The organism is Pseudomonas sp. S3_G06 (assembly GCF_054667565.1).
Map to the genome: position 1 here is coordinate 3456005 of NZ_CP162738.1, position 22114 is coordinate 3478118.

The window sequence follows — 22114 nt, forward strand, 5'->3', positions numbered from 1 at the left end:
GCAATTTCCTCAGGTTGTGTCCGCGTATGACAGGCGAAATGAACATCCTCCCGCTGCCACCCACCGTGCCGGCGAGCGCTCGCCCGCAGATGGGTGAGCTGCTCAAGCTGCTGACGCCGGTGGAGGGCTTGATCGGCGCGGGGCAAAGCGCCAAGGCCGAGGTGTTGTCGCTCAAGCAGGCCGATCAGACCTTTGAATTGTTGCTCAAAGTGACCCTCGACAGCGGCCGTCAGACCACCGTGCAGGCCAGCAGCAACCTGCCGTTGCCACAGGGTACCAACCTGGCGATCACTCAGCCGTCGGCCGGCAATCTGGCAATCACCGTGCAGCAAGCGATCGCCAGCAGCGTCGCCACCCTCACCCGCATCGATACCGCGCAATTGCCCGCCGGCACCTTGCTGCAAGGCAAAGTCGTGACCTCGCAAGCCCTGCCGCAGACGCCGGGGCAAGCGGCGGTATTTCGCTCGATGGTCACCCTGCTCAACACCGCGTTGAGCGGCAGCACCTTGACCGTCGACAGCCCGCAACCGCTGCGCATCGGCACCTTGTTGTCGGCGCAAGTGCAGGACGCGCAAACCCTCAAATTCGTGCCGCTCAGCAGCCGTCAGGAACAACTGGCGGTCAGTCAGCAATTGCTCGGCCAGCAAAGTCGCCAAGGCTCGCTCGATGGCCTGCTGAAGATGTTGCAAAATCTGCCGCCGGCCACTGACCAGACCTCGGCCGATCTGCGCGCGGTGGTCGACAAGTTGCTCGCCAGCCTGCCGAACGTGCAACAAATGAGCACCGCCAAAGGCGTGGCGCTGGCCTTGGCCAACAGCGGCGCGTTCCTCGAAGCGAAATTGCTCGGCGGACAAAATCCCACGCTCGCCCCGGACATGAAGGCCGACCTGCTCAAACTGATCGCGCAACTGACCCCGGGCCTGCCAAGCAACACCAATTTCAATGCAATCATCGCCGCCAACACCCTGGCGCAGGCGCTGCCGAGTTTCGTCCGGAACGCCCTCGGCACCCTCGGCCAGGTCAGCGCCAAACCGGTACCGAGCAGTTTCCCATTGCCCGAACGACTGCTGGCAAAACTCGAAGGCGAAGGTGATCTCGAGCAACTGCTGCGCCTCGCCGCCGCAGCGGTGTCGCGCCTGCAAAGCCATCAGTTGTCGAGCCTGGAACAGACCGGCGTCACCGACGATGGCCGCCTGCTCAGCACCTGGCAGCTGGAAATCCCCATGCGCAACCTGCAGGACATCGTGCCGTTGCAGGTCAAATTCCAGCGTGAAGAAGCGCCGGAGCGCGAACCGCAGCCGCACGAACGCCGCGATGAGCGCGAAGCCAAACAGCAACTGTGGCGCGTCGATCTGGCCTTCGATCTGGAACCGCTCGGGCCGATGCAGATTCAGGCGCAACTGATCGCCGGCAGCTTGTCCAGTCAGCTGTGGGCTGAGCGTCCGTACACCGCCGACCTGATTGAGAACAACCTGTTCGCCCTGCGCCAGCGCTTGCTCGACTCCGGGCTCAACGTCGGCGACCTCGACTGCCACCACGGCACTCCGCCGCAAGGCAACCAAACCCGCCTCGAACACCGCTGGGTTGACGAAACCGCATGAACGATTCCACTGCCCCCCGCCAGGCCATCGCCCTCAAATACGACGGCAACCACGCCCCGACCCTCACTGCCAAGGGCGACGAGGAACTGGCCGAAGAGATCCTGCGCATCGCCCGCGATTACGAAGTGCCGATCTACGAGAACCCTGAACTGGTGCGCCTGCTGGCGCGGATGGAACTGGGCGACAGCATCCCCGAAGAGCTCTATCGCACCATCGCCGAGATCATCGCGTTTGCCTGGAACCTGAAGGGCAAATTCCCCGAAGGACAAGACCCGAACGCGCCGATGGTCGAGAAGGACATCACTGATCGCGGGGATGATTACTGAGAGTTCGAAGACGCCTTCGCGAGCAAGCTCGCGAATAGGCCATCAGCTTGAGCGCAAAAATCAGTTCTTCTTGATCGTTCCCACGCTCCGCGTGGGAATGCCGCCCGTGACGCTCCGCGTCACATTTCACAGGCGGAACGCGGAGCGTCCCAGGATGCGTTCCCACGCAGAGCGTGGGAACGATCTCAATCACTGCACGCGGGGATGATTATTGAGGTTTCAAAGACGCCTTCGCGAGCAGGCTCGCTCCCACATTCCACCGTGATCAAATGTGGGAGCGAGCCTGCTCGCGAATAGCGCTTTTGATCTTGCTTGCCGCTTGAAGCTTGAAGCCTGAAGCTCCTAGCTGCCCTTGTGCAACTTGCGCATCAACTCCGCCTCAGCCTGGGTCAACCCGCACGACTGAGTCAGTTCATCGACGCTGGCGCCCATGCCCACCAATTTCGCCGCCTGGGCGAATGACAGGCTAGACGGGTCGCGTTGTTCCAGAGCAACGATCTTGTCCGGCAACGGGCTCACCACTGCGCGCAACTCGTGCAGGGCTTCGCCCATGCGCACGTTGCCGTTCTGGTAGTCGTCGACGCGTTTGGCCAGTTCCTTGATGCGCTGATCACGCAGCGCATCGCCCTGGGCCTGCTGCGCAGCGATTACTCGCTGCGCCTTGATGTACGAGACGAACATCGCCAGCGTGCCGGCCCAGAACAGGAACAGAACAATTACCGCAACCTCGAGAATCAAATCAGATGCTCTCCAGTTCCGACCATTCTTCTTCGCTCATCATCTTGTCCAGCTCGACCAGAATCAGCAGTTCGTTGTTCTTGTTGCACACGCCCTGGATGAACTTGGCCGACTCTTCGTTACCGACGTTCGGTGCGGTTTCGATTTCCGACTGACGCAGGTAAACCACTTCGGCGACGCTGTCGACCATGATGCCGACGACTTGCTTGTCGGCTTCGATGATGACGATACGGGTGTTGTCGCTGATCTCGCCGCTGTGCAGGCCGAAGCGCTGACGGGTGTCGATCACGGTGACCACGTTGCCGCGCAGGTTGATGATGCCCAGCACGTAGCTCGGTGCACCCGGCACCGGCGCGATCTCGGTGTAGCGCAGCACTTCCTGCACGCGCATCACGTTGATGCCGTAGGTTTCGTTATCCAGTTTGAAGGTCACCCATTGCAGGATCGGATCTTCAGAACCTTTTGCATTCGACGCCTGACTACTCATACCCTGACCCCTCGAAAAAACCGCCCCGGGCGGTGTGTGTTCTGTGTGGTGGCACTGGAAAATGCCATCGCCTGATTGTTATGTCGGCTGCTATGTCGGTTTATGTAGCGGCTTGTTGCCACTCAAGTGCTTTGCCCCGCCGCTGGCGATCAACTCGGCCAGTGCGGATACGTCAAGCAATGCACACATGTGCTCGATCACGGTGCCGGCGAGCCATGGCCGCTGACCCCGGTGACTTCTCCATTTGATTTCATTCGGGTCCAGGCGCAACGAGCGGCTGACCTGATGCACCGCCAGCCCCCACTCGTAACCTTGTACCGAAATCACGTATTGCAGGCCCTGCCGGAAGTCATCGCGGTAACGATCCGGCATGACCCAACGCGCGGTGTCCAAGACTTTCAGATTACCGGCCTGGCTCGGCAGAATGCCGAGGAACCACTCCGGCTGGCCAAACAGCGGCGTCAGCTCATGGCCGGCCAGCGAATAGATCGAGCCAAGGCACACCAGCGGCACCGCCAGGGTCAGCCCGGCAACATCGAACAGCAAGCATTCGAAGGCTTCGGCAGCCCAGGCCGGACGGCCATCGGGCTCGACCGGTGGCGGCGGGTTGTTCGGCGGCAGGTGCACTTCGACCAGCGGCGGAATCAGCACCTGCGGCTCGGCCACCTGCGGCTCGGGTTCGGGTTCCGGCACGGTCAATAATTGTGTTTGCAGCAGCGGCGCCAGTGTCGACAGTGGCGCGCGCGGTTCATCGATCAGCGCCACCGGTGCTTTGGCCACCGGGGCAGCAGCGGGCGCGGCGACCGGGCCGGCAGATTTCTGCGCGTCACGGGCCTGCTCTTCCAGCACCGCGGCCTGGAACTCGTCCATGGCCTCGGAGCTTTCCACCACTTCAGGCTGCGCCGGTTCGACGACTGGCGGCTGCGCTTCGATGGGCGGCAACTCTTCGGGCAGGTCCAGCAGCAGATCTTCCAGATAGGACTGCAAGGCCTGTTGCGGACGTGAAGTGAGTTTCACTGGGCGGTTCATCGGTGATCAGCGCCTGACAGGGAAACCGCATCGCCTGCTTCGCGAGCAGGCTCGCTCCCACAGGGTTCGGGCAAGCAGATCGAAATCATCTCAGGCCACCTGCGGAACAAGTTGCTGCGCGAGCAGGTGCTTGAGCAGCGCGCGGTAGGCCAGCACGCCACGGCTCTTGCCGTCGAATTGCGAAGGCGTGACGCCCGCCCGGCTGGCGTCGCGCAGACGGGTATCGACCGGGATGTAGCCGTGCCAGATGTCGTCGGGGAATTTGTCACGCAGCACGCGCAAGGTGCCCATCGACGCCTGCGTGCGGCGGTCGAACAGGGTCGGCACGATGCTGAACGGCAGCGGCTGTTTGCGCGAGCGGTTGATCATCGCCAACGTGTTGACCATGCGCTCCAGACCTTTCACGGCCAAGTGTTCGGTCTGCACCGGAATCACCAGTTGCTGGCTCGCCGCGAGAGCGTTGACCATCAGCACACCGAGTAGCGGCGGGCTGTCGATGATTGCGTAATCGAAGTCCTGCCACAATTGCGCCAGACTCTTGGCGATCACCAGACCCAGGCCACTCTGCCCCGGCGACTGGCGCTCAAGGGTCGCCAGTGCGGTGCTCGACGGCAACAGGGAAATACGCTCGTCGCTGGTCGACAACAGCAACTGCCCCGGCAGGCCTTGCGGCACGCTGCCCTTGTGCAGAAACAGGTCGTAGTTGCTGTGTTCCAGGCTGTCGGGGTCGTAGCCGAAATAGCTGGTCATCGAGCCGTGCGGGTCGAGATCGACCACAACCACGCGCTTGCCCGCCTCGGCCAGCAATCCGGCTAAAGCGATGGAGGATGTGGTTTTACCGACACCACCCTTTTGATTGGCGACTGCCCAGACTCTCATTCAGTTCGTTCCTCCCGGCCAGATCGGCTGGCCGAGACATGCTTCAGCGTGTTAATGCGGGCGACGGAGAATTGACGGCACTCTCGCGTCCCGGCGTCTTGACCGGGGTCGGTGCAGTTTGTGTGCCAGCGCGCTTCAACGCCGCATCCGGTTGCGCATTGGCGGTTCCGGTGCCCGTCAGGCTGCGGCGCACATCGAGATTGCGCGACACCACCAGCACCACGCGACGGTTCTTCGCCCGGCCTTCGACCGTGGCGTTGTTGGCCACTGGCTGGAATTCGCCGTAGCCTACCGATGCCAGTCGCCCAGGGTTCACACCCTGCATGGCGAGCATGCGCACGATGCTCGCCGAACGCGCCGAGGACAGTTCCCAGTTGGTCGGGTACTGCGCGGTGCGGATCGGTTGATCGTCGGTGAAGCCTTCGACGTGGATCGGGTTGTCGAACGGCTTCAGGATCGCCGCGACCTTGTCGATGATGTTGAACGCGATGTCGCTCGGCATGGCGTCGCCGCTGCCAAACAGCAGGCTGGAATTGAGCTCGATCTCGACCCACAACTCGTTGCCGCGCACGGTCATCTGGTTGGAGCTGATCAAGTCACCGAAGGCGGCACTGATGTCATCGGCGATGCTTTTCAGCGGATCGCTGGCCCCGGATATACCGGCGTCGACCTGCTCGGCATCCTTGACCAGCGGCTTGGCCGGGGTCACGGTTTTCGGTCGTTCGTCGCCGATCGGAATCGGTTTGAGCGAGCGATCGGAGTCGGTAAACACGCCGATCAGCGCTTCGGAAATGACTTTGTACTTGCCTTCGTTGATCGACGAGATCGAGTACATCACCACGAAAAACGCGAACAGCAAAGTGATGAAATCCGCGTAGGACACGAGCCAGCGCTCGTGATTGACGTGTTCTTCCTGGTGGCGACGACGAGCCATGAGGTTATTCCCTTAGTCCATGAAGCCTTGCAGCTTCAACTCAATGGAACGAGGGTTTTCACCTTCGGCGATCGACAGAATTCCTTCCAGCAACATTTCGCGATAACGCGACTGCCGCAACGCGATGGACTTGAGCTTGGCCGCGACCGGCAAGAGGATCAGGTTGGCACTGGCCACGCCATAGATGGTCGCGACGAACGCCACGGCAATGCCGTTACCCAGTTGCGACGGATCGGCGAGGTTGCCCATCACGTGAATCAGGCCCATCACCGCACCGATGATGCCGATGGTCGGCGCGTAGCCGCCCATGCTTTCGAACACTTTGGCCGCTTCGATATCGCGGGATTCCTGAGTGTAGAAATCCACTTCGAGAATGCTGCGAATCGCCTCCGGCTCGGCGCCATCGACCAGCAGTTGCAGACCTTTGCGCGAGTAGCTGTCAGGTTCGGCGTCGGCCACGCCTTCGAGGCCAAGCAAGCCTTCCTTGCGCGCCGTCAGGCTCCAATTGACCACCCGGTCGATGCCGCCGGCCAGGTCGACACGCGGCGGAAAGAAGATCCAGCCGAGAATCTGCATAGCGCGCTTGAACGCGCTCATCGGCGATTGCAGCAGCGCAGCACCGACCGTTCCGCCCAGTACGATCAGCGCCGCCGGGCCGTTGGCCAGCGCGCCGAGGTGGCCGCCTTCAAGGTAGTTGCCGCCGATGATGGCGACGAACGCCATGATGAGGCCGATAAGGCTGAGAACATCCATCAGATACACGCCTCGACGATGTGCTTGCCGATGTCGTCCAGACCATACACCGCGTCAGCCAGATCGGCTTTGACGATGGCCATCGGCATGCCGTAGATCACGCAGCTTGCTTCGTCCTGCGCCCACACCGAACTGCCGCCCTGCTTGAGCAGACGCGCGCCTTCGCGGCCGTCGGCGCCCATGCCGGTCAGCACCACTGCCAGAACTTTGTCGCCGTAGGATTTCGCCGCCGAACCGAAGGTAATGTCCACGCACGGCTTGTAATTCAGACGTTCGTCGCCCGGCAGAATCTTCACCGCGCCACGGCCGTCGATCATCATCTGCTTGCCACCCGGCGCCAGCAGCGCCAGGCCCGGACGCAGGATGTCGCCATCCTCGGCCTCTTTGACGCTGATACGGCAGAGCTTGTCGAGACGTTCGGCAAACGCTTTGGTGAACGCCGCCGGCATGTGCTGGATCAGCACGATCGGCGCCGGGAAGTTCGCCGGCAACTGCGTCAGCACACGTTGCAGCGCGACCGGGCCGCCGGTCGAGGTACCGATGGCAACCAGTTTGTAGGCTTTGCGTTTCGGAGCCGGCGACGAAGCGCTGGCAGCGGATGCACGGGCAGGCGCTGGCGCAGGCGCCGGACGTGCCGGGACAGGGCTGCTGTGGCTCGTGTGGCTGCCGTAGCTCGACGCTGCCGGAGCAGGCGTCGGCGCTGGCGCAGCGGCGGGAGCCGGCGCGCTGTAGGCACTGAAACGACGATTGCTGCGCGAGATGCTGTGGACTTTCTCGCACAGCAGTTGCTTGACCTTCTCGGGATTGCGCGAAATGTCTTCGAAATTCTTCGGCAGGAAATCCACCGCGCCGGCGTCCAGCGCATCGAGGGTTACCCGCGCGCCTTCGTGGGTCAGCGAGGAGAACATCAACACCGGGGTCGGGCAGCGCTGCATGATGTGCCGCACTGCCGTGATGCCGTCCATCATCGGCATCTCGTAGTCCATGGTGATCACGTCAGGCTTGAGGGCCATGGCCTGATCGATCGCCTCTTTACCGTTGGTGGCCGTGCCGACCACCTGGATGCTCGGATCCGCCGAAAGAATTTCCGAGACGCGGCGGCGGAAAAAACCCGAATCGTCCACCACCAGGACTTTGACTGCCATAAACACTCCATTAGGTGCAGCGGCGCGTCATCGCGCCGCCGCCCCGGATTCAAATACGCTTTGTGGCGTAACGCTTGAGCATGCTTGGAACATCGAGAATCAGCGCAATGCGGCCGTCACCGGTGATGGTGGCGCCGGACATGCCCGGAGTTCCCTGGAGCATTTTGCCCAATGGCTTGATGACCACTTCTTCCTGGCCGACCAGTTGATCGACGACGAAGCCGATCCGCTGTGTGCCCACCGAAAGAATCACCACATGGCCTTCGCGCTGCTCTTCGTGAGCGGCGGAGCTGACCAGCCAGCGCTTGAGGTAGAACAATGGCAGCGCCTTGTCGCGCACGATCACCACTTCCTGACCGTCGACGACATTGGTGGTCGACAGGTCGAGGTGGAAGATTTCGTTGACGTTGACCAGCGGGAACGCAAAGGCCTGATTGCCGAGCATGACCATCAGCGTCGGCATGATCGCCAGGGTCAAAGGCACCTTGATGACGATCTTCGAGCCCTGGCCCTTGGTCGAGTAGATGTTGATCGAACCGTTGAGCTGGGAAATCTTGGTCTTCACCACGTCCATGCCGACACCACGGCCGGACACGTCGGAGATCTCGGTCTTGGTCGAGAAACCCGGGGCGAAGATCAGGTTGTAGCACTCGGTATCGCTCAGGCGATCGGCCGCGTCCTTGTCCATCACACCGCGTTTTACCGCGATCGAACGCAGGACGTTCGGGTCCATGCCTTTGCCGTCGTCGGAGATCGACAGCAGGATATGGTCGCCTTCCTGCTCGGCCGCCAGCACCACGCGACCGCCACGGGCCTTGCCCGATGCTTCGCGTTCTTCCGGCGACTCGATGCCGTGGTCGACGGCGTTGCGCACCAAGTGGACCAGCGGGTCGGCCAGGGCCTCGACAAGGTTTTTGTCGAGGTCGGTTTCTTCACCCACCAGTTCCAGGTTGATCTCTTTCTTCAGCTGCCGCGCGAGGTCACGAACCAGACGCGGGAAGCGCCCGAAGACCTTCTTGATCGGCTGCATCCGCGTCTTCATCACGGCGGTCTGCAGGTCAGCGGTGACCACGTCGAGGTTAGATACGGCCTTGGACATGGCTTCGTCGCCGCTGTTGAGGCCCAGACGCACCAGACGGTTACGCACCAGCACCAGCTCGCCGACCATGTTCATGATCTCGTCGAGCCGCGCGGTGTCGACGCGTACGGTGGTTTCAGCTTCGCTGGCCGGCTTTTCTGCCGGTGCAGCGGCTGGCGCGCGGGCCGGAGCCGGAGCAGCAGCGGCGGCCGGTTTCGGCGCCTCGGCTTTCGGTTCAGGCTTGGCGGCAGGCTTCGGTGCAACAGCGGCAGCCGGAGCTTTCGCCGCTGGCGTGGCGACGCTCGACGCGGAACCCGCAGTCGCAGCGCTGGCGTCAAACTTGCCTTTGCCGTGCAATTCGTCGAGCAGCGATTCGAATTCGTGATCGCTGATCAGGTCACTGCCGGCCGCAGCGGCTGCCGGTGCAGCAGGTGCTGCCGGCGCCGAAGCGATGGCCGATTCCAGCGCGTCAACGGCGAAGTTGCCCTTGCCGTGCAACTGATCGAGCAAGGCTTCGAATTCGTCGTCGGTGATGTCCGAGCTGTCGCCCGCAGCAGGTGCGGCCGGCGCTGCTGGTGCCGCCGGAGCGACCGCATCGACAGCAAACTGGCCTTTGCCATGCAGTTGATCGAGCAGCGATTCAAACTCGGCGTCGGTGATTTCATCGCTGGCCGCCGTGTCGGCAACCTGCGCGGGAGCAGCGACAGCGGCCGGAGCCTCGGCCTGGGCCTTGACGGCGTTCAGCGAGTCCAGCAGTTGTTCGAATTCGTTATCGGTGATGTCTTCCGATGCGCTTTCGGCGACCGGTTCTGCCACCGCTTCTACTGGTGCGGCAACGGCTTCATCCGCCGATTGCGGCTCGGCCAGACGCGCCAGCGCGGCCAGCAGTTCCGGCGTGGCGGCGGTAATCGGTGCACGCTCACGGACTTCGCTGAACATGCTGTTCACCGCGTCCAGTGCTTCGAGCACAACGTCCATCAGTTCTGCATCAACGCGACGCTCACCCTTACGGAGGATGTCGAACACGTTTTCGGCGATGTGACAGCACTCCACCAGCTCATTGAGCTGAAGGAAGCCGGCGCCCCCTTTTACAGTGTGGAAACCGCGAAAAATTGCATTGAGCAGATCTGCATCATCCGGGCGGCTTTCCAGCTCGACCAGTTGTTCGGACAGTTGCTCAAGAATCTCGCCGGCCTCAACCAGGAAATCCTGAAGGATCTCTTCATCGGCGCCGAAGCTCATTAATGGGGTGCTCCTACAGGTCTAAAAACCCAAAAAACCCGAATTCCGAAACTCTAGAATCCAAGGCTGGATAACAAATCGTCCACATCGTCCTGACCGGACACAACGTCTTCTCGTTTATCGGCATGAATCTGCGGACCTTCACCCTGCGAGAGATGTTTTTGTGGATCTTTTTCAGCAAGCATTGCGGCGCGGTCATGTTCGATGCCCGCAAAGCGGTCGACCTGACTGGCCATGAGCACGAGTTTGAGCAGATTGCTTTCGACTTCGGTGACCAGTTGGGTCACACGCTTGATCACTTGACCTGTGAGGTCCTGGTAATCCTGAGCCAGCAGGATGTCGTTGAGGTTGCTCGACACCGCACGGTTGTCCGTGCTGCTGCGTGACAGAAAACCGTCGACCCGGCGCGCCAGTTCGCGGAACTCTTCAGCCCCGACCTCGCGACGCATGAAGCGGCCCCAATCGGCGCTCAACGTCTGCGCTTCATCAGCGAGACTGTTGACCACCGGCGTGGCGCTTTCCACCAGATCCATGGTGCGGTTGGCCGCGGCTTCCGTCAGCTTGACCACATAGCCCAGGCGTTCGGTGGCGTCGGTGATTTGCGACACTTCCTCGGCCTGCGGCATGTGCGGATCAATCTGGAAATTGACGATCGCACTGTGCAGTTCACGTGTGAGTTTGCCCACTTCCTGATACAGGCCGCGGTCACGGGTCTGATTGAGCTCATGGATCAGTTGCACCGCGTCGCCGAACTTGCCTTTTTCAAGGCTCTCGACCAGTTCGACCGCGTGTTTTTTCAGGGTCGATTCGAAATCGCCCTGTGATGATTCGTTATGCTCCATAGCTCCCCCGCGCATTCATCAGCCGATGCGTTCGAAAATCTTCTCGATTTTGTCTTTCAACGCTTGAGCCGTGAAAGGTTTGACCACGTAACCGTTCACACCGGCCTGGGCGGCCTCGATGATCTGCTCGCGCTTGGCTTCAGCAGTCACCATCAACACCGGGAGGTGCTTGAGTTTTTCATCGGCGCGCACGTGACGCAGCAGGTCGATACCGGTCATGCCCGGCATGTTCCAGTCCGTTACCAGAAAGTCGATGCTGCCGCTGTTGAGCACCGGAATGGCAGTGGTGCCATCGTCGGCCTCGACGGTGTTGGTGAACCCAAGATCGCGCAGCAGGTTCTTGATGATCCGCCGCATCGTTGAGAAGTCATCAACGATGAGGATTTTCATGTCTTTGTTCAATTCGACCTCCAAGCAGTCTTAAACGCGCCCAGCACCTGGACGCGCCACTTCAATCAATCGGCGCAGCACTTAAAGTTTGTCTGGAGCACAACGGATCGAGACCGGCGCCGTTCATCACCGCACCAGCCTCGTTTCGCAGTGTCCCCACACTGCCTTCAGCGCGCTCGCCACTCCCCCAAACGCCCCCGCAGACGGGCCGCGCACTGGCTGTGTAACTGGCTGACCCGCGATTCACTGACGCCAAGGACTTCACCGATTTCCTTGAGGTTCAGCTCTTCGTCGTAGTACAGCGCCAACACCAGTCGCTCACGCTCCGGCAAATTGGCAATCGCGTCCGCCAGCGCCGCCTGGAAGCGTTCATCTTCCAGATCGCGTGACGGCTCCATATGAGCACTGGCGCCATCCTCGTGCAGCCCTTCGTGTTCGCCGTCCTGCAAGAGGTCGTCGAAACTGAACAGGCGACTGCCCAAGGTGTCATTCAGAATCCCGTAGTAATCGTCGAGACTCAATTGGAGTTCGGCCGCAACCTCGTGATCTTTAGCGTCACGGCCGGTTTTAGCTTCAATCGAGCGAATCGCGTCGCTGACCATCCTGGTATTACGGTGAACCGAGCGTGGCGCCCAATCCCCTTTGCGCACTTCATCGAGCATCGCGCCGCGGATTCGAATGCCCGCGTACGTTTCGAAACTGGCGCCTTTGCTGGCGTCGTATTTGGTCGAGACTTCGAGCAAACCGATCATCCCGGCCTGGATCAGGTCTTCGACCTGCACGCTGGCCGGCAGGCGCGCCAGCAAGTGATAGGCAATGCGCTTGACCAGTGGCGCGTAACGCTCGATCAATTCGTATTGCGCGTCACGCGCCGACTTTTTGTAAAGATTCATGCCACTGGCGGTCATATCACAGGCCCTGCGGTTTGCTGCACGAGACGCTCGACGAAAAATTCCAGATGCCCGCGCGGGTTGGCCGGCAGCGGCCAGGTGTCGACCTTCTGGGCGATGGCCTTGAAGGCCAGCGCGCACTTGGAACGGGGAAAGGCTTCGTAGACGGCGCGCTGCTTCTGCACCGCTTTGCGCACGCTTTCGTCGTACGGCACGGCGCCGACGTATTGTAGGGCGACGTCGAGGAAGCGATCCGTGACCTTGGTCAACTTGGCGAACAGGTTGCGCCCTTCCTGCGGGCTCTGCGCCATGTTGGCCAGGACGCGGAAGCGGTTCATGCCGTAGTCGCGGTTGAGCAACTTGATCAGCGCGTAAGCGTCGGTGATCGAAGTCGGCTCGTCGCAGACCACCAGCAACACTTCCTGGGCGGCGCGTACGAAACTGACTACCGAGTCACCAATACCCGCAGCGGTGTCGATCACCAGCACGTCGAGATTGTCGCCGATGTCGCTGAACGCCTGGATCAGGCCGGCGTGCTGCGCCGGGCTCAGGTGCACCATGCTCTGCGTGCCGGAGGCCGCCGGCACGATGCGAATCCCGCCCGGCCCCTGCAACAGCACGTCGCGCAGTTCGCAACGGCCTTCGATGACGTCGGCCAGTGTGCGCTTGGGTGTCAGCCCCAGCAGAACGTCGACGTTCGCCAGGCCCAGGTCGGCGTCCAGCAGCATGACCCGACGGCCAAGCTCTGCCAGCGCCAGCGACAAGTTCACTGACACGTTAGTCTTGCCGACGCCACCTTTGCCGCCGGTCACCGCGATCACCTGTACGGGATGCATGCTGCCCATGTTATTTCTTTACCTTGTCTTGCATAGACGGAGGCCACATTACTGGCTGCGCGTTCCTGATCGGAACAATGCGTGGCAGACCATCGATGTAGGTACAAAAACTGTTCATGATTACCTCAGCCAACCTGCTTGGTCGGGCTGTGATAGATATCAGCGAACATGTCAGCCATGGCTTCTTCGCTGGGTTCTTCCTGCATTTGCACGCTGACGGCGCGGCTGACCAGTTGATGACGGCGCGGCAGATGCAAATCATCCGGAATCCGTGGGCCATCGGTCAGATACGCGACCGGCAATTCATGACTGATCGCCAGGCTCAACACTTCGCCGAGACTGGCCGTTTCATCCAGTTTAGTCAGGATGCAGCCGGCCAGCCCGCAACGCTTGTAACTGTGATAAGCGGCGGTTAGAACCTGTTTCTGGCTGGTGGTTGCCAGGACCAGATAATTTTTTGAGCGAATGCCACGCCCGGCCAAGCTCTCGAGCTGCATGCGCAACGCCGGATCACTGGCTTGCAGGCCGGCAGTATCGATCAAAACCACGCGTTTGCGTAGCAGTGGATCCAATGCCTGCACCAGCGACTGACCCGGATCGACGTGCGTTACCGGCACGTTGAGGATGCGCCCGAGGGTTTTCAGTTGTTCCTGCGCGCCGATGCGGAAGCTGTCCATGCTCACCAGTGCAACGTTCTGCGCGCCGTACTTGAGCACGTAACGCGCGGCGAGCTTGGCCAGCGTGGTGGTCTTGCCCATGCCGGCGGGGCCGACCATGGCAATCACACCGCCCTCTTCCAGCGGCTCGACTTCCGGTACGGCAATCATCCGCGCCAGGTGCGCCAGCAGCATGCGCCAGGCCTGACGCGGTTCTTCGATATCGGTGATCATCGCCAGCAGATCGCGCGACAGCGGGCCGGACAGGCCGATGCGCTGCAGACGGCGGTACAGATTGGCTTGGGCCGGACGGCTGCCTTGCAGCTGATTCCAGGCCAGGGTGCCGAGCTGAACTTCCATCAGCTCGCGCAGGCTGTTCAATTCAAAACGCATCGAATCCAGCGCACGCGGATCGACGCCCGCCGAGGCCTGCGCAGGCGCTGCGGCCGGGCGCGTCGGTGCGGCGTAGGTCGGCTCGCTCAACGGTTCGGCAGCGGTCAGCGGCAGGCCTGCGGTCAACGGCAGCCCGGCGAACAACTGCTGATTGGTGTTGCCGTCGGCTTCGCCACGCAGGCTCAGCTCGGCCTGGGCGGTGACGATGCGCGACTGGGTCTTGCGCAGCTCGTCTTCGAGTTCCATGTTCGGAACCCGTGGCGCCAGCGCCGACAATTTGTAATCCAGAGCCGCCGTCAACTCGACGCCGCCGGCAATGCGGCGGTTGCCGATGATGGCGGCATCAGCGCCCAGCTCATCGCGAACCAGCTTCATGGCCTGACGCATATCGGCGGCGAAAAAACGCTTAACTTGCATAAACCACTACCTCAGCCGTTGGGCCCTACTGTCGCAACGATGGTCACTTGCTTGTTGTCCGGTACTTCCTGGTAGGCCAGTACATGCAGGCCTGGCACTGCGAGGCGACCGAAGCGCGAGAGCATCGCGCGAATCGGGCCTGCTACCAGCAGGATCACCGGTTGGCCTTGCATTTCCTGACGCTGGGCCGCTTCGATCAACGAACGCTGCAGCTTCTCGGCCATGCTCGGCTCCAGCAGAACGCCCTCTTCCGAGCCTTGTCCTGCCTTCTGCAGACTATTGAGCAATATCTGTTCCAACCTTGGTTCCAATGTGATTACAGGCAGCTCGGACTCAGTGCCTACAATGCTTTGGACGATTGCACGGGATACGCCGACCCGCACAGCGGCGACCAGCGCGGCGGTATCTTGACTCTTGGCAGCGTTGTTCGCGATCGCTTCGGCGATGCTGCGAATGTCGCGCACCGGCACGTGCTCGGCGAGCAGCGCTTGCAGGACCTTGAGCAACTGCGACAGCGAAACCACGCCCGGCACCAGCTCTTCCGCCAGTTTCGGCGAGCTCTTGGCCAGCAATTGCATGAGCTGCTGCACTTCCTCGTGGCCGATCAGCTCACTGGAGTGCTTGTACAGAATCTGGTTCAAGTGGGTGGCGACCACGGTGCTGGCGTCGACCACGGTGTAGCCGAGCGATTGCGCCTGGGCGCGCTGGCTGATTTCGATCCACACTGCCTCGAGTCCGAAAGCCGGATCTTTGGCGTTGATCCCGTTGAGCGAGCCGTAGACCTGGCCCGGGTTGATCGCCAGTTCGCGATCCGGGTAGATCTCGGCCTCGGCGAGAATCACGCCCATCAGCGTCAAGCGATACGCGCTCGGCGCCAGATCGAGGTTGTCGCGGATGTGCACGGTCGGCATCAGGAAGCCCAGATCCTGCGAGAGCTTCTTGCGCACGCCCTTGATCCGCGCAAGCAATTGCCCACCCTGATTGCGGTCCACCAACGGGATCAGGCGATAGCCGACTTCCAGGCCGATCATGTCGATCGGCGTCACGTCGTCCCAGCCCAGCTCCTTGGTTTCCATGGCGCGGGCCGGCGACGGCAGCAGTTCCTGCTGACGCTTGACCTCTTCCAGCGCCACGACCTTGGCCACATTCTGCTTTTTCCAGAACAGGTACGCGCCGCCCGCAGCCAGCGCCGCCATGCTCAGGAAGGAGAAGTGCGGCATGCCCGGCACCAGGCCCATCACCGCCATCAAACCAGCGGCCACGGCCAGCGCTTTCGGCGAGGCGAACATCTGGCGGTTGATCTGCTTGCCCATGTCTTCCGAGCCGGAAGCACGGGTCACCATGATCGCCGCTGCTGTAGATAACAACAGTGATGGCAATTGCGCCACTAAACCGTCACCGATGGTCAGCAAGGCGTAAACCTTGCCCGCATCGCCGAAGCTCATGCCGTGCTGGAAGATACCAACCGCCATGCCGCCAATGAGGTTGATGAACAGAATCAACAGGCCGGCGATCGCGTCACCACGGACGAACTTGCTCGCACCGTCCATCGAACCGTAGAACTCCGCCTCTTGGGCGACTTCCTGACGGCGCGACTTGGCTTGATTCTGGTCGATCAGGCCGGCGTTGAGGTCGGCGTCGATCGCCATTTGTTTGCCGGGCATCGCATCGAGGGTGAAACGCGCGCTCACCTCGGAAATCCGCCCGGCACCCTTGGTCACCACGACGAAGTTGATGATCATGAGGATCGCGAAAACCACGATACCGACCACGTAGTTACCGCCGATCACCACCTCACCGAAGGCCTGAATTACCTTACCGGCTGCGGCGTGGCCGTCCTGACCGTGGAGCATCACCACCCGCGTCGAGGCCACGTTCAACGCCAGTCGCAGCAACGTCGCCACCAGCAGAATGGTCGGAAACACGGCGAAATCCAGCGGCCGCAGCGCATACACGCAGACCAGCAGGACGACGATCGACAGGGCAATGTTGAAGGTAAAGAAGACGTCGAGCAGGAACGGCGGCACCGGCAACATCATCATCGCCAGCATGACCAGCAGCAACAACGGCACGCCCAGATTGCCTCGACTGAGGTCGGCAACGTTGGTGCGTGCTGTATTGAATAACTGAGTGCGATCCACCGGTTTTCCCCGTTCCTTTAAAGCAAACTTTTGACGCCCCGAACGGACGCAGGGCGGCTATTGCAAGAAGCTTTCCAACTTTTGCCCAAGCAGAAAAGATCGCAGCCTTCGGCAGCTCCTACATGGATTTACATCTCCTGTAGGAGCTGCCGAAGGCTGCGATCTTTGTTTTTAAACGACGAGTTTAAAAGACACCTGCCGACACGGTCTCAAGGCTACAAATCCTTGCGCCATTGCCTACAGCCAAGCCAGAATCCGCCGGCTTGTGCACCTGGGGGTCGGGTTCTATCGTGGTCCGGTCGCTGACGAATCAGCGATCGGGTTTAGCGACCCGGATCAACTCAGTGCATCAGCGATCGTGGCTTCGTTGCGGGATTTTTCGCCCGCAATAACGTTATGGCGGCTGTATGCGGGAGACCTTCGGGTCTACCGGGGTGCCTGAGACCGGTTCGCTAACCTGCGTACAGCTGCCACCTTCACTTGTTTAGCGACAGGGGGAAAGTGGCTCCATAACCTCAGGAGCTTCACCATGATCAAACCCACACCCAACCCGCCCGAGTCCGACCCCACCTCCCCCTACGAATCCCTCGACTCAAAAAAACTCCACCAAGCCGCCGACCGCGCCCTCGACCACTACCTCTGCCCACCCGGCTCGACCCCACCGCCGTTCAGCCCCCGCGCCATGTACGCCGTCACCGCCGACACCAAAAACGAAGACCTGCTGGCCAACGCCTGCGAAACCCTCGCCTCGGCCAAAACCATCGCCCAGGAATTCGCCGGACTGGTGAAACCATCCCAGCGCCGTACCCTGATGGGCATCGCGCAACTGATCATGCTCGGGGAACTGGCGGTGAATCGGGTGCTGGATAATCTGGAGTTGCCGCAGTAGCGACACGCGATGATCGTTCCCACGCTCCTGCGTGGGAATGCCTCAACGGACGCTCTGCGTTCGGCTTTGGAAGGGACGCGGAGCGTCCGGGCTGCATTCCCACGCAGAGCGTGGGAACGATCATAAAAAACCGCCGCCCCGTTTTCAGCGGCTTTGCGAACAGTGGTCAATACCGGAGGATTTTTACTTTTCCATTCTTGCTCTTGGGCAATTCGAACTCGACCTCGCCGCCGACTTTGACGCTCGCCCGCAGGGCATCGGGCAATGGAATGCTGAATCGGTATTCTTTGGCCGTCAGAAAAAAACCCGTGGCTTCGGCAAAGGAAATACATCGTCCCGAGGGCTTCGGCGTGATGGTGCCCCTTCCGGTTTTTTCGTCATAACTGCTGAAAATACCTTTCATTGTCGTGCTCCCTTGCACTCGCCTGCCTGACCGCGTCAGTGCGTGCCTGCACCTTGCATCAAACTGCAAAATCACGACGAGCGCACCTGTCAGAGTTGACAGTAAAGGGAGATCTCAGACCAATGGCTGCACAACGACGTCAGGAGTCGCGACGCAAGTCCGGCGGAATCGGCAAATCATCCTTCAACGGATCCGGCCGCTTGCCCTTGCCTGCCTGGTGCTGGCGGATCTGGTAGACGTAGGCCAGCACCTGCGCCACTGCCAGATACAGCCCGCCAGGAATTTCCTGCTCAAGCTCAGTTGAGTAATAGATCGAGCGCGCCAGCGCCGGCGATTCAAGCAGCATGACGTTGTTGGCCACTGCGATTTCGCGGATTTTCAGGGCGATGAAGTCGCTGCCCTTGGCCAGCAGCACCGGCGCGCCGCCCTTCTCCGAGTCGTATTTGAGCGCGACCGCGTAGTGGGTCGGGTTGGTGATGACCACGTCGGCTTCGGGAATCGCTGCCATCATGCGCCGCTGGGACATTTCGCGCTGGGTCTGGCGAATGCGTTGCTTGACCTCGGGGCGGCCTTCCTGGTCCTTGTGTTCGTCGCGCACTTCCTGCTTGGTCATCTTGAGCTTCTTCATGCTCTCCCATATCTGCACCGGCACGTCGACGGCGGCGATGATGATCAGACCGCAGGCCAGCCACAGCGTGCTCCAGCCCACCAGCAAGACGCTGTGGATGATCGCCATGTCCAGTGGTTCGTGGGCGATGCGCAGCAAGTCGTCGACGTCGGCGGATAACACCAACAGCGCCACGCCCAAGGTAATCAGAAACTTGGCCAGTGCCTTGAGCAGTTCGACCACAGCCTTGAACGAGAACATCCGTTTGAGGCCGGCGGCCGGGTTCATCCGACTGAATTTGGGTGCCAGCGAACTTGCCGCGAACAGCCAGCCACCGAGGGAGATCGGCCCGATGATGGCGGCGAGCAACAGGGTGATCATCACCGGCTGAATCGCCAGCAAGGCGATCAGGCCCGACTCCAGCAAGAACCGGCCCATCGCGCCTTGGTCCATGACCACTTCGCGGGACAGGGTGAAGTTCAGGCGCATCACGTCCATCATTTCTTGCGCGAGCATGCCGCCGAAGATCAGCAGCGCAGAGGCTCCGGCCATCATCACGGCCAGAGTGTTGAGCTCTTTGGAACGGGCGATTTCACCCTTCTCACGGGAGTCCTTTTTGCGCTTCTCCGTGGGGTCTTCCGTTTTGTCCTGACCGCTTTCGCTCTCTGCCATGACTCAGCGCGCCCGTGCCAGTTCGCGTAGCAACTGCAAGGCCTCGCTGGCCAGCGGTTGATACTGGTTGAGAATATCCGCAAGGCCGACCCAGACGATGAACAGGCCGAGCACCAGGGTCAGCGGAAAACCGATCGAGAAGATGTTCAGTTGCGGCGCGGCGCGGGTCATCACGCCGAAGGCGATGTTGACCACCAACAGTGCGGTGACGGCCGGCAACACCAGCAGCAATGCAGCGCCGAGGACCCAGCCGAGTTTGCCGGCCAATTCCCAGTAATGCTCGACCATCAAACCGCCGCCGACCGGCAGCGTGGTGAAGCTTTCAGTGAGGACTTCGAACACCACCAGATGGCCGTTCATCGACAGGAACAGCAACGTCACCAGCATGGTGAAGAACTGCCCGATCACCGCCACCGAAACACCGTTGGTAGGGTCGATCATCGAGGCGAAGCCCATACCCATCTGCACCGCGACAATCTGCCCGGCGACGGCAAAGGCCTGGAAGAACAGTTGCAGGGAAAAGCCCAGTACGGCGCCAACCAGAATCTGCTCACCGATCAGCAGCAGGCCGCTGAGATCGAGTGGGCTGACGGCGGGCATCGGCGGCAGCGCCGGGGTGATGACCACGGTGATCGCCACGGCGAAATACAAGCGCACGCGCCGCGGAATCAGGGTGGTGCCGAACACCGGCATGACCATCAGCATCGACGCCACGCGAAACAGCGGCAACATGAACGACGCCACCCAGGTGCTGATCTGGGTGTCGGTCAGCTGAAGCAGCGATTGCATGGCTTAGCCGATGACCATCGGAATGTTTTTGTACAGCTGGATGATGTATTCCATGAACGTCTGCACGATCCACGGACCGCCGATGATCAGGGTCACCAGCATCACCAGCAGACGCGGCAGGAAGCTCAGGGTCTGTTCGTTGATCTGCGTGGCGGCCTGGAACATCGACACCAGCAGGCCGACCAATAGGCTCGGCACCACCAGAATGGCGACCATCATGGTGGTCAGCCACAGGGCTTCACGAAAGATATCGACCGCGACTTCCGGCGTCATGGCGAAACACCTCCAAAACTGCTGGCCAGAGTACCGATGATCAGCGCCCAGCCATCGACGAGCACGAACAGCATGATCTTGAACGGCAGCGAGATGATCAGCGGCGAGAGCATCATCATACCCATGGCCATCAGCACGCTCGCGACAACGAGGTCGATGATCAGGAACGGAATGAAGATCATGAAGCCGATCTGGAAGGCGGTTTTAAGCTCGGAGGTCACGAACGCCGGCACCAGAATGGTCAGCGGCGCCTGATCCGGGCTGGCGATGTCGGTGCGCTTGGACAGGCGCATGAACAGCTCCAGATCGCTGGTGCGGGTCTGGGCGAGCATGAAGTCCTTGATCGGCACCTGAGCCTTCTCCACCGCTTGCTGCGCGGTGAGGGTTTCCGCCAGATACGGTTGCAGCGCGTCGTTGTTCACCCGGTCGAACACCGGCGCCATGATGAACAGCGTCAGGAACAGCGCCATGCCGGTGAGGATCTGGTTCGACGGCGTCTGTTGCAGGCCGAGGGCCTGACGCAGGATCGAGAAGACGATGATGATCCGCGTGAAGCTGGTCATCAGGATGACCGCCGCCGGAATAAAACTCAGCGCGGTCATGATCAGCAGGATCTGCAGACTGACCGAATATTCCTGCGCGCCATCGGCATTGGTGCCCAGCGTGATCGCCGGGATCGACAACGGATCGGCGGCGAACGCCAGCGGCGCGGCCAGCAACAGGAGCAGCGTCAAGACGATGCGGAGCGCACCCATTACTTCGTATCCTTTTGGTCCTTGCCGAGAATTTTCAGCAGATGCTGAGCAAATTCCGGCGTCGCTTTTTCACTGGCGCTGGGGACTTCGACCGGTTCCTTCAGCACATGCAGCGCGGTGATGGTGCCGGGGCTGAGGCCGAGCAGAATCTGCTCGTTGCCGACCTGCACCAGCATCAAGCGGTCACGCGGGCCGAGCGCGCGTGAACCGATCAACTCGATCACCTGGCCCTTGCCGGCCGGCCCCGCCTGCTGCACGCGGCGCAGCAGCCAGGCGAGGAAGAAGATCAAGCCCAGCACCAGCAGCAAACCGAACACCAGTTGCGCCAACTGACCGGCCACGCCGCTGTTGACCATCGGCGCGGTGGCGGCAGGCGCGGCAGTGGTTGCGCTCGGCTCGGCAGCCAGCACGCTCAACGGCCATGCCAGCAGCACCCAGAGAAACCTTTTCACTCAGCGCAGCTTCTTGATGCGTTCGCTTGGGCTGATCACGTCAGTCAGGCGGATGCCGAACTTCTCGTTGACCACCACTACTTCGCCGTGGGCGATCAAGGTGCCGTTGACCAGCACGTCGAGCGGCTCACCGGCCAGACGATCAAGCTCGATCACCGAACCCTGGTTGAGTTGCAGCAGGTTGCGGATGTTGATGTCGGTGCTGCCGACTTCCATCGAGATCGACACCGGAATGTCGAGGATCACGTCCAGGTTCGGACCGTCGAGGGTCACCGGATCGTTGTTCTTCGGCACGCTGCCGAACTCTTCCATCGGCAGACGGTTGGAGCTGGAAGTGCCGGCGTCGGCAGCCAGCAGTGCATCGATGTCAGCCTGGCCGGCATCACCGGTTTCTTCCAGGGCCGCGGCCCATTCATCGGCGAGTGCCTGGTCGTCTTGGGCGTTCATATCGTCGTTCATCATGTGTCCTCGGCGGGCAACAATTCGGTTAAATACGG

The 22114-nt window shown here is 61.2% G+C and carries 24 protein-coding genes; 3 read left to right on the plus strand and 21 right to left on the minus strand.

What is annotated here, in order from left to right:
• Positions 1-26 precede the first annotated feature (26 nt).
• Both fliK and AB4N47_RS15435 read left to right on the plus strand, forming a co-directional pair.
• Complete coding sequence (gene fliK, locus AB4N47_RS15430) at positions 27-1601, plus strand: flagellar hook-length control protein FliK (protein ID WP_341638792.1); 1575 nt, start codon at positions 27-29, stop codon at positions 1599-1601.
• The gene (locus AB4N47_RS15435; protein ID WP_341638791.1) at positions 1598-1927 is read left to right on the plus strand and encodes an EscU/YscU/HrcU family type III secretion system export apparatus switch protein; all 330 of its coding nucleotides are present in this window, start codon (positions 1598-1600) and stop codon (positions 1925-1927) included. Before fliK ends, AB4N47_RS15435 begins: the two co-directional genes overlap by 4 nt.
• Positions 1928-2269: 342 nt before the next feature.
• Here the strand turns inward: AB4N47_RS15435 and AB4N47_RS15440 are convergent, their stop codons facing one another.
• From AB4N47_RS15440 to flhA, 14 genes are all read right to left on the minus strand, one after another.
• Positions 2270-2665 (minus strand): DUF2802 domain-containing protein, encoded by a 396-nt coding sequence (locus tag AB4N47_RS15440; protein ID WP_016771049.1) that lies wholly within the window; start codon positions 2663-2665, stop codon positions 2270-2272.
• Position 2666: 1 nt separating this feature from the next.
• Positions 2667-3152 carry a chemotaxis protein CheW gene (locus AB4N47_RS15445; RefSeq protein ID WP_016771050.1) on the minus strand — a complete coding sequence of 162 codons (486 nt, stop codon included), beginning with the start codon at positions 3150-3152 and terminating at the stop codon, positions 2667-2669.
• A 90-nt stretch (positions 3153-3242) separates the two neighbouring features.
• A complete protein-coding gene (locus AB4N47_RS15450) occupies positions 3243-4181 on the minus strand; it encodes a CheW domain-containing protein (RefSeq protein WP_460154269.1) in 939 nt (312 codons plus the stop codon).
• A 90-nt stretch (positions 4182-4271) separates the two neighbouring features.
• Positions 4272-5060 (minus strand): ParA family protein, encoded by a 789-nt coding sequence (locus AB4N47_RS15455; RefSeq protein ID WP_024012121.1) that lies wholly within the window; start codon positions 5058-5060, stop codon positions 4272-4274.
• 43 nt (positions 5061-5103) lie between these two features.
• The gene (motD, locus tag AB4N47_RS15460; protein WP_016771054.1) at positions 5104-5994 is read right to left on the minus strand and encodes a flagellar motor protein MotD; all 891 of its coding nucleotides are present in this window, start codon (positions 5992-5994) and stop codon (positions 5104-5106) included.
• 12 nt (positions 5995-6006) lie between these two features.
• On the minus strand, positions 6007-6747 hold the full coding sequence (locus AB4N47_RS15465) for a flagellar motor protein (protein ID WP_016771055.1): 741 nt from the start codon (positions 6745-6747) through the stop codon (positions 6007-6009).
• Positions 6747-7892, minus strand: coding sequence for a protein-glutamate methylesterase/protein-glutamine glutaminase (locus AB4N47_RS15470; RefSeq protein WP_056783833.1), 1146 nt, complete (start codon positions 7890-7892; stop codon positions 6747-6749). The genes AB4N47_RS15465 and AB4N47_RS15470 overlap by 1 nt, the downstream gene beginning before the upstream one ends.
• A gap of 49 nt (positions 7893-7941) precedes the next feature.
• Positions 7942-10212 (minus strand): chemotaxis protein CheA, encoded by a 2271-nt coding sequence (locus tag AB4N47_RS15475; protein WP_341638789.1) that lies wholly within the window; start codon positions 10210-10212, stop codon positions 7942-7944.
• Between the two features lie 53 nt (positions 10213-10265).
• On the minus strand, positions 10266-11054 hold the full coding sequence (locus AB4N47_RS15480; protein ID WP_016771058.1) for a protein phosphatase CheZ: 789 nt from the start codon (positions 11052-11054) through the stop codon (positions 10266-10268).
• Between the two features lie 18 nt (positions 11055-11072).
• Positions 11073-11444 carry a chemotaxis response regulator CheY gene (locus tag AB4N47_RS15485; protein WP_024012118.1) on the minus strand — a complete coding sequence of 124 codons (372 nt, stop codon included), beginning with the start codon at positions 11442-11444 and terminating at the stop codon, positions 11073-11075.
• Between the two features lie 167 nt (positions 11445-11611).
• Complete coding sequence (gene fliA / locus AB4N47_RS15490; protein ID WP_016771059.1) at positions 11612-12352, minus strand: RNA polymerase sigma factor FliA; 741 nt, start codon at positions 12350-12352, stop codon at positions 11612-11614.
• Entirely contained in the window at positions 12349-13179 is an 831-nt protein-coding gene (fleN, locus tag AB4N47_RS15495; protein ID WP_016771060.1) for a flagellar synthesis regulator FleN, read from the minus strand. The genes fliA and fleN overlap by 4 nt, the downstream gene beginning before the upstream one ends.
• Before the next feature lie 116 nt (positions 13180-13295).
• On the minus strand, positions 13296-14636 hold the full coding sequence (gene flhF / locus AB4N47_RS15500) for a flagellar biosynthesis protein FlhF (RefSeq protein ID WP_024012117.1): 1341 nt from the start codon (positions 14634-14636) through the stop codon (positions 13296-13298).
• A gap of 11 nt (positions 14637-14647) precedes the next feature.
• A complete protein-coding gene (flhA, locus tag AB4N47_RS15505) occupies positions 14648-16777 on the minus strand; it encodes a flagellar biosynthesis protein FlhA (RefSeq protein ID WP_016771062.1) in 2130 nt (709 codons plus the stop codon).
• A 529-nt stretch (positions 16778-17306) separates the two neighbouring features.
• Here flhA and AB4N47_RS15510 point away from each other — a divergent pair.
• The gene (locus AB4N47_RS15510; RefSeq protein WP_024012116.1) at positions 17307-17666 is read left to right on the plus strand and encodes a DUF6124 family protein; all 360 of its coding nucleotides are present in this window, start codon (positions 17307-17309) and stop codon (positions 17664-17666) included.
• A 166-nt stretch (positions 17667-17832) separates the two neighbouring features.
• Here AB4N47_RS15510 and AB4N47_RS15515 read toward each other — a convergent pair whose 3' ends face one another.
• From AB4N47_RS15515 to fliN, 7 genes are all read right to left on the minus strand, one after another.
• Entirely contained in the window at positions 17833-18069 is a 237-nt protein-coding gene (locus tag AB4N47_RS15515; RefSeq protein WP_095050185.1) for a hypothetical protein, read from the minus strand.
• Between the two features lie 139 nt (positions 18070-18208).
• Positions 18209-19348 carry a flagellar biosynthesis protein FlhB gene (gene flhB, locus AB4N47_RS15520; RefSeq protein ID WP_016771065.1) on the minus strand — a complete coding sequence of 380 codons (1140 nt, stop codon included), beginning with the start codon at positions 19346-19348 and terminating at the stop codon, positions 18209-18211.
• A gap of 3 nt (positions 19349-19351) precedes the next feature.
• Positions 19352-20137, minus strand: coding sequence for a flagellar biosynthetic protein FliR (fliR, locus tag AB4N47_RS15525; protein ID WP_039761194.1), 786 nt, complete (start codon positions 20135-20137; stop codon positions 19352-19354).
• Between the two features lie 3 nt (positions 20138-20140).
• Entirely contained in the window at positions 20141-20410 is a 270-nt protein-coding gene (gene fliQ, locus AB4N47_RS15530; RefSeq protein ID WP_016771067.1) for a flagellar biosynthesis protein FliQ, read from the minus strand.
• Positions 20407-21165 carry a flagellar type III secretion system pore protein FliP gene (gene fliP / locus AB4N47_RS15535; protein WP_071171446.1) on the minus strand — a complete coding sequence of 253 codons (759 nt, stop codon included), beginning with the start codon at positions 21163-21165 and terminating at the stop codon, positions 20407-20409. The genes fliQ and fliP overlap by 4 nt, the downstream gene beginning before the upstream one ends.
• Positions 21165-21617, minus strand: coding sequence for a flagellar biosynthetic protein FliO (gene fliO / locus AB4N47_RS15540; RefSeq protein ID WP_341638788.1), 453 nt, complete (start codon positions 21615-21617; stop codon positions 21165-21167). Before fliO ends, fliP begins: the two co-directional genes overlap by 1 nt.
• Positions 21618-22076, minus strand: a complete 459-nt coding sequence (fliN, locus tag AB4N47_RS15545; RefSeq protein WP_016771070.1) for a flagellar motor switch protein FliN — start codon at positions 22074-22076, stop codon at positions 21618-21620.
• Positions 22077-22114 lie beyond the last annotated feature (38 nt).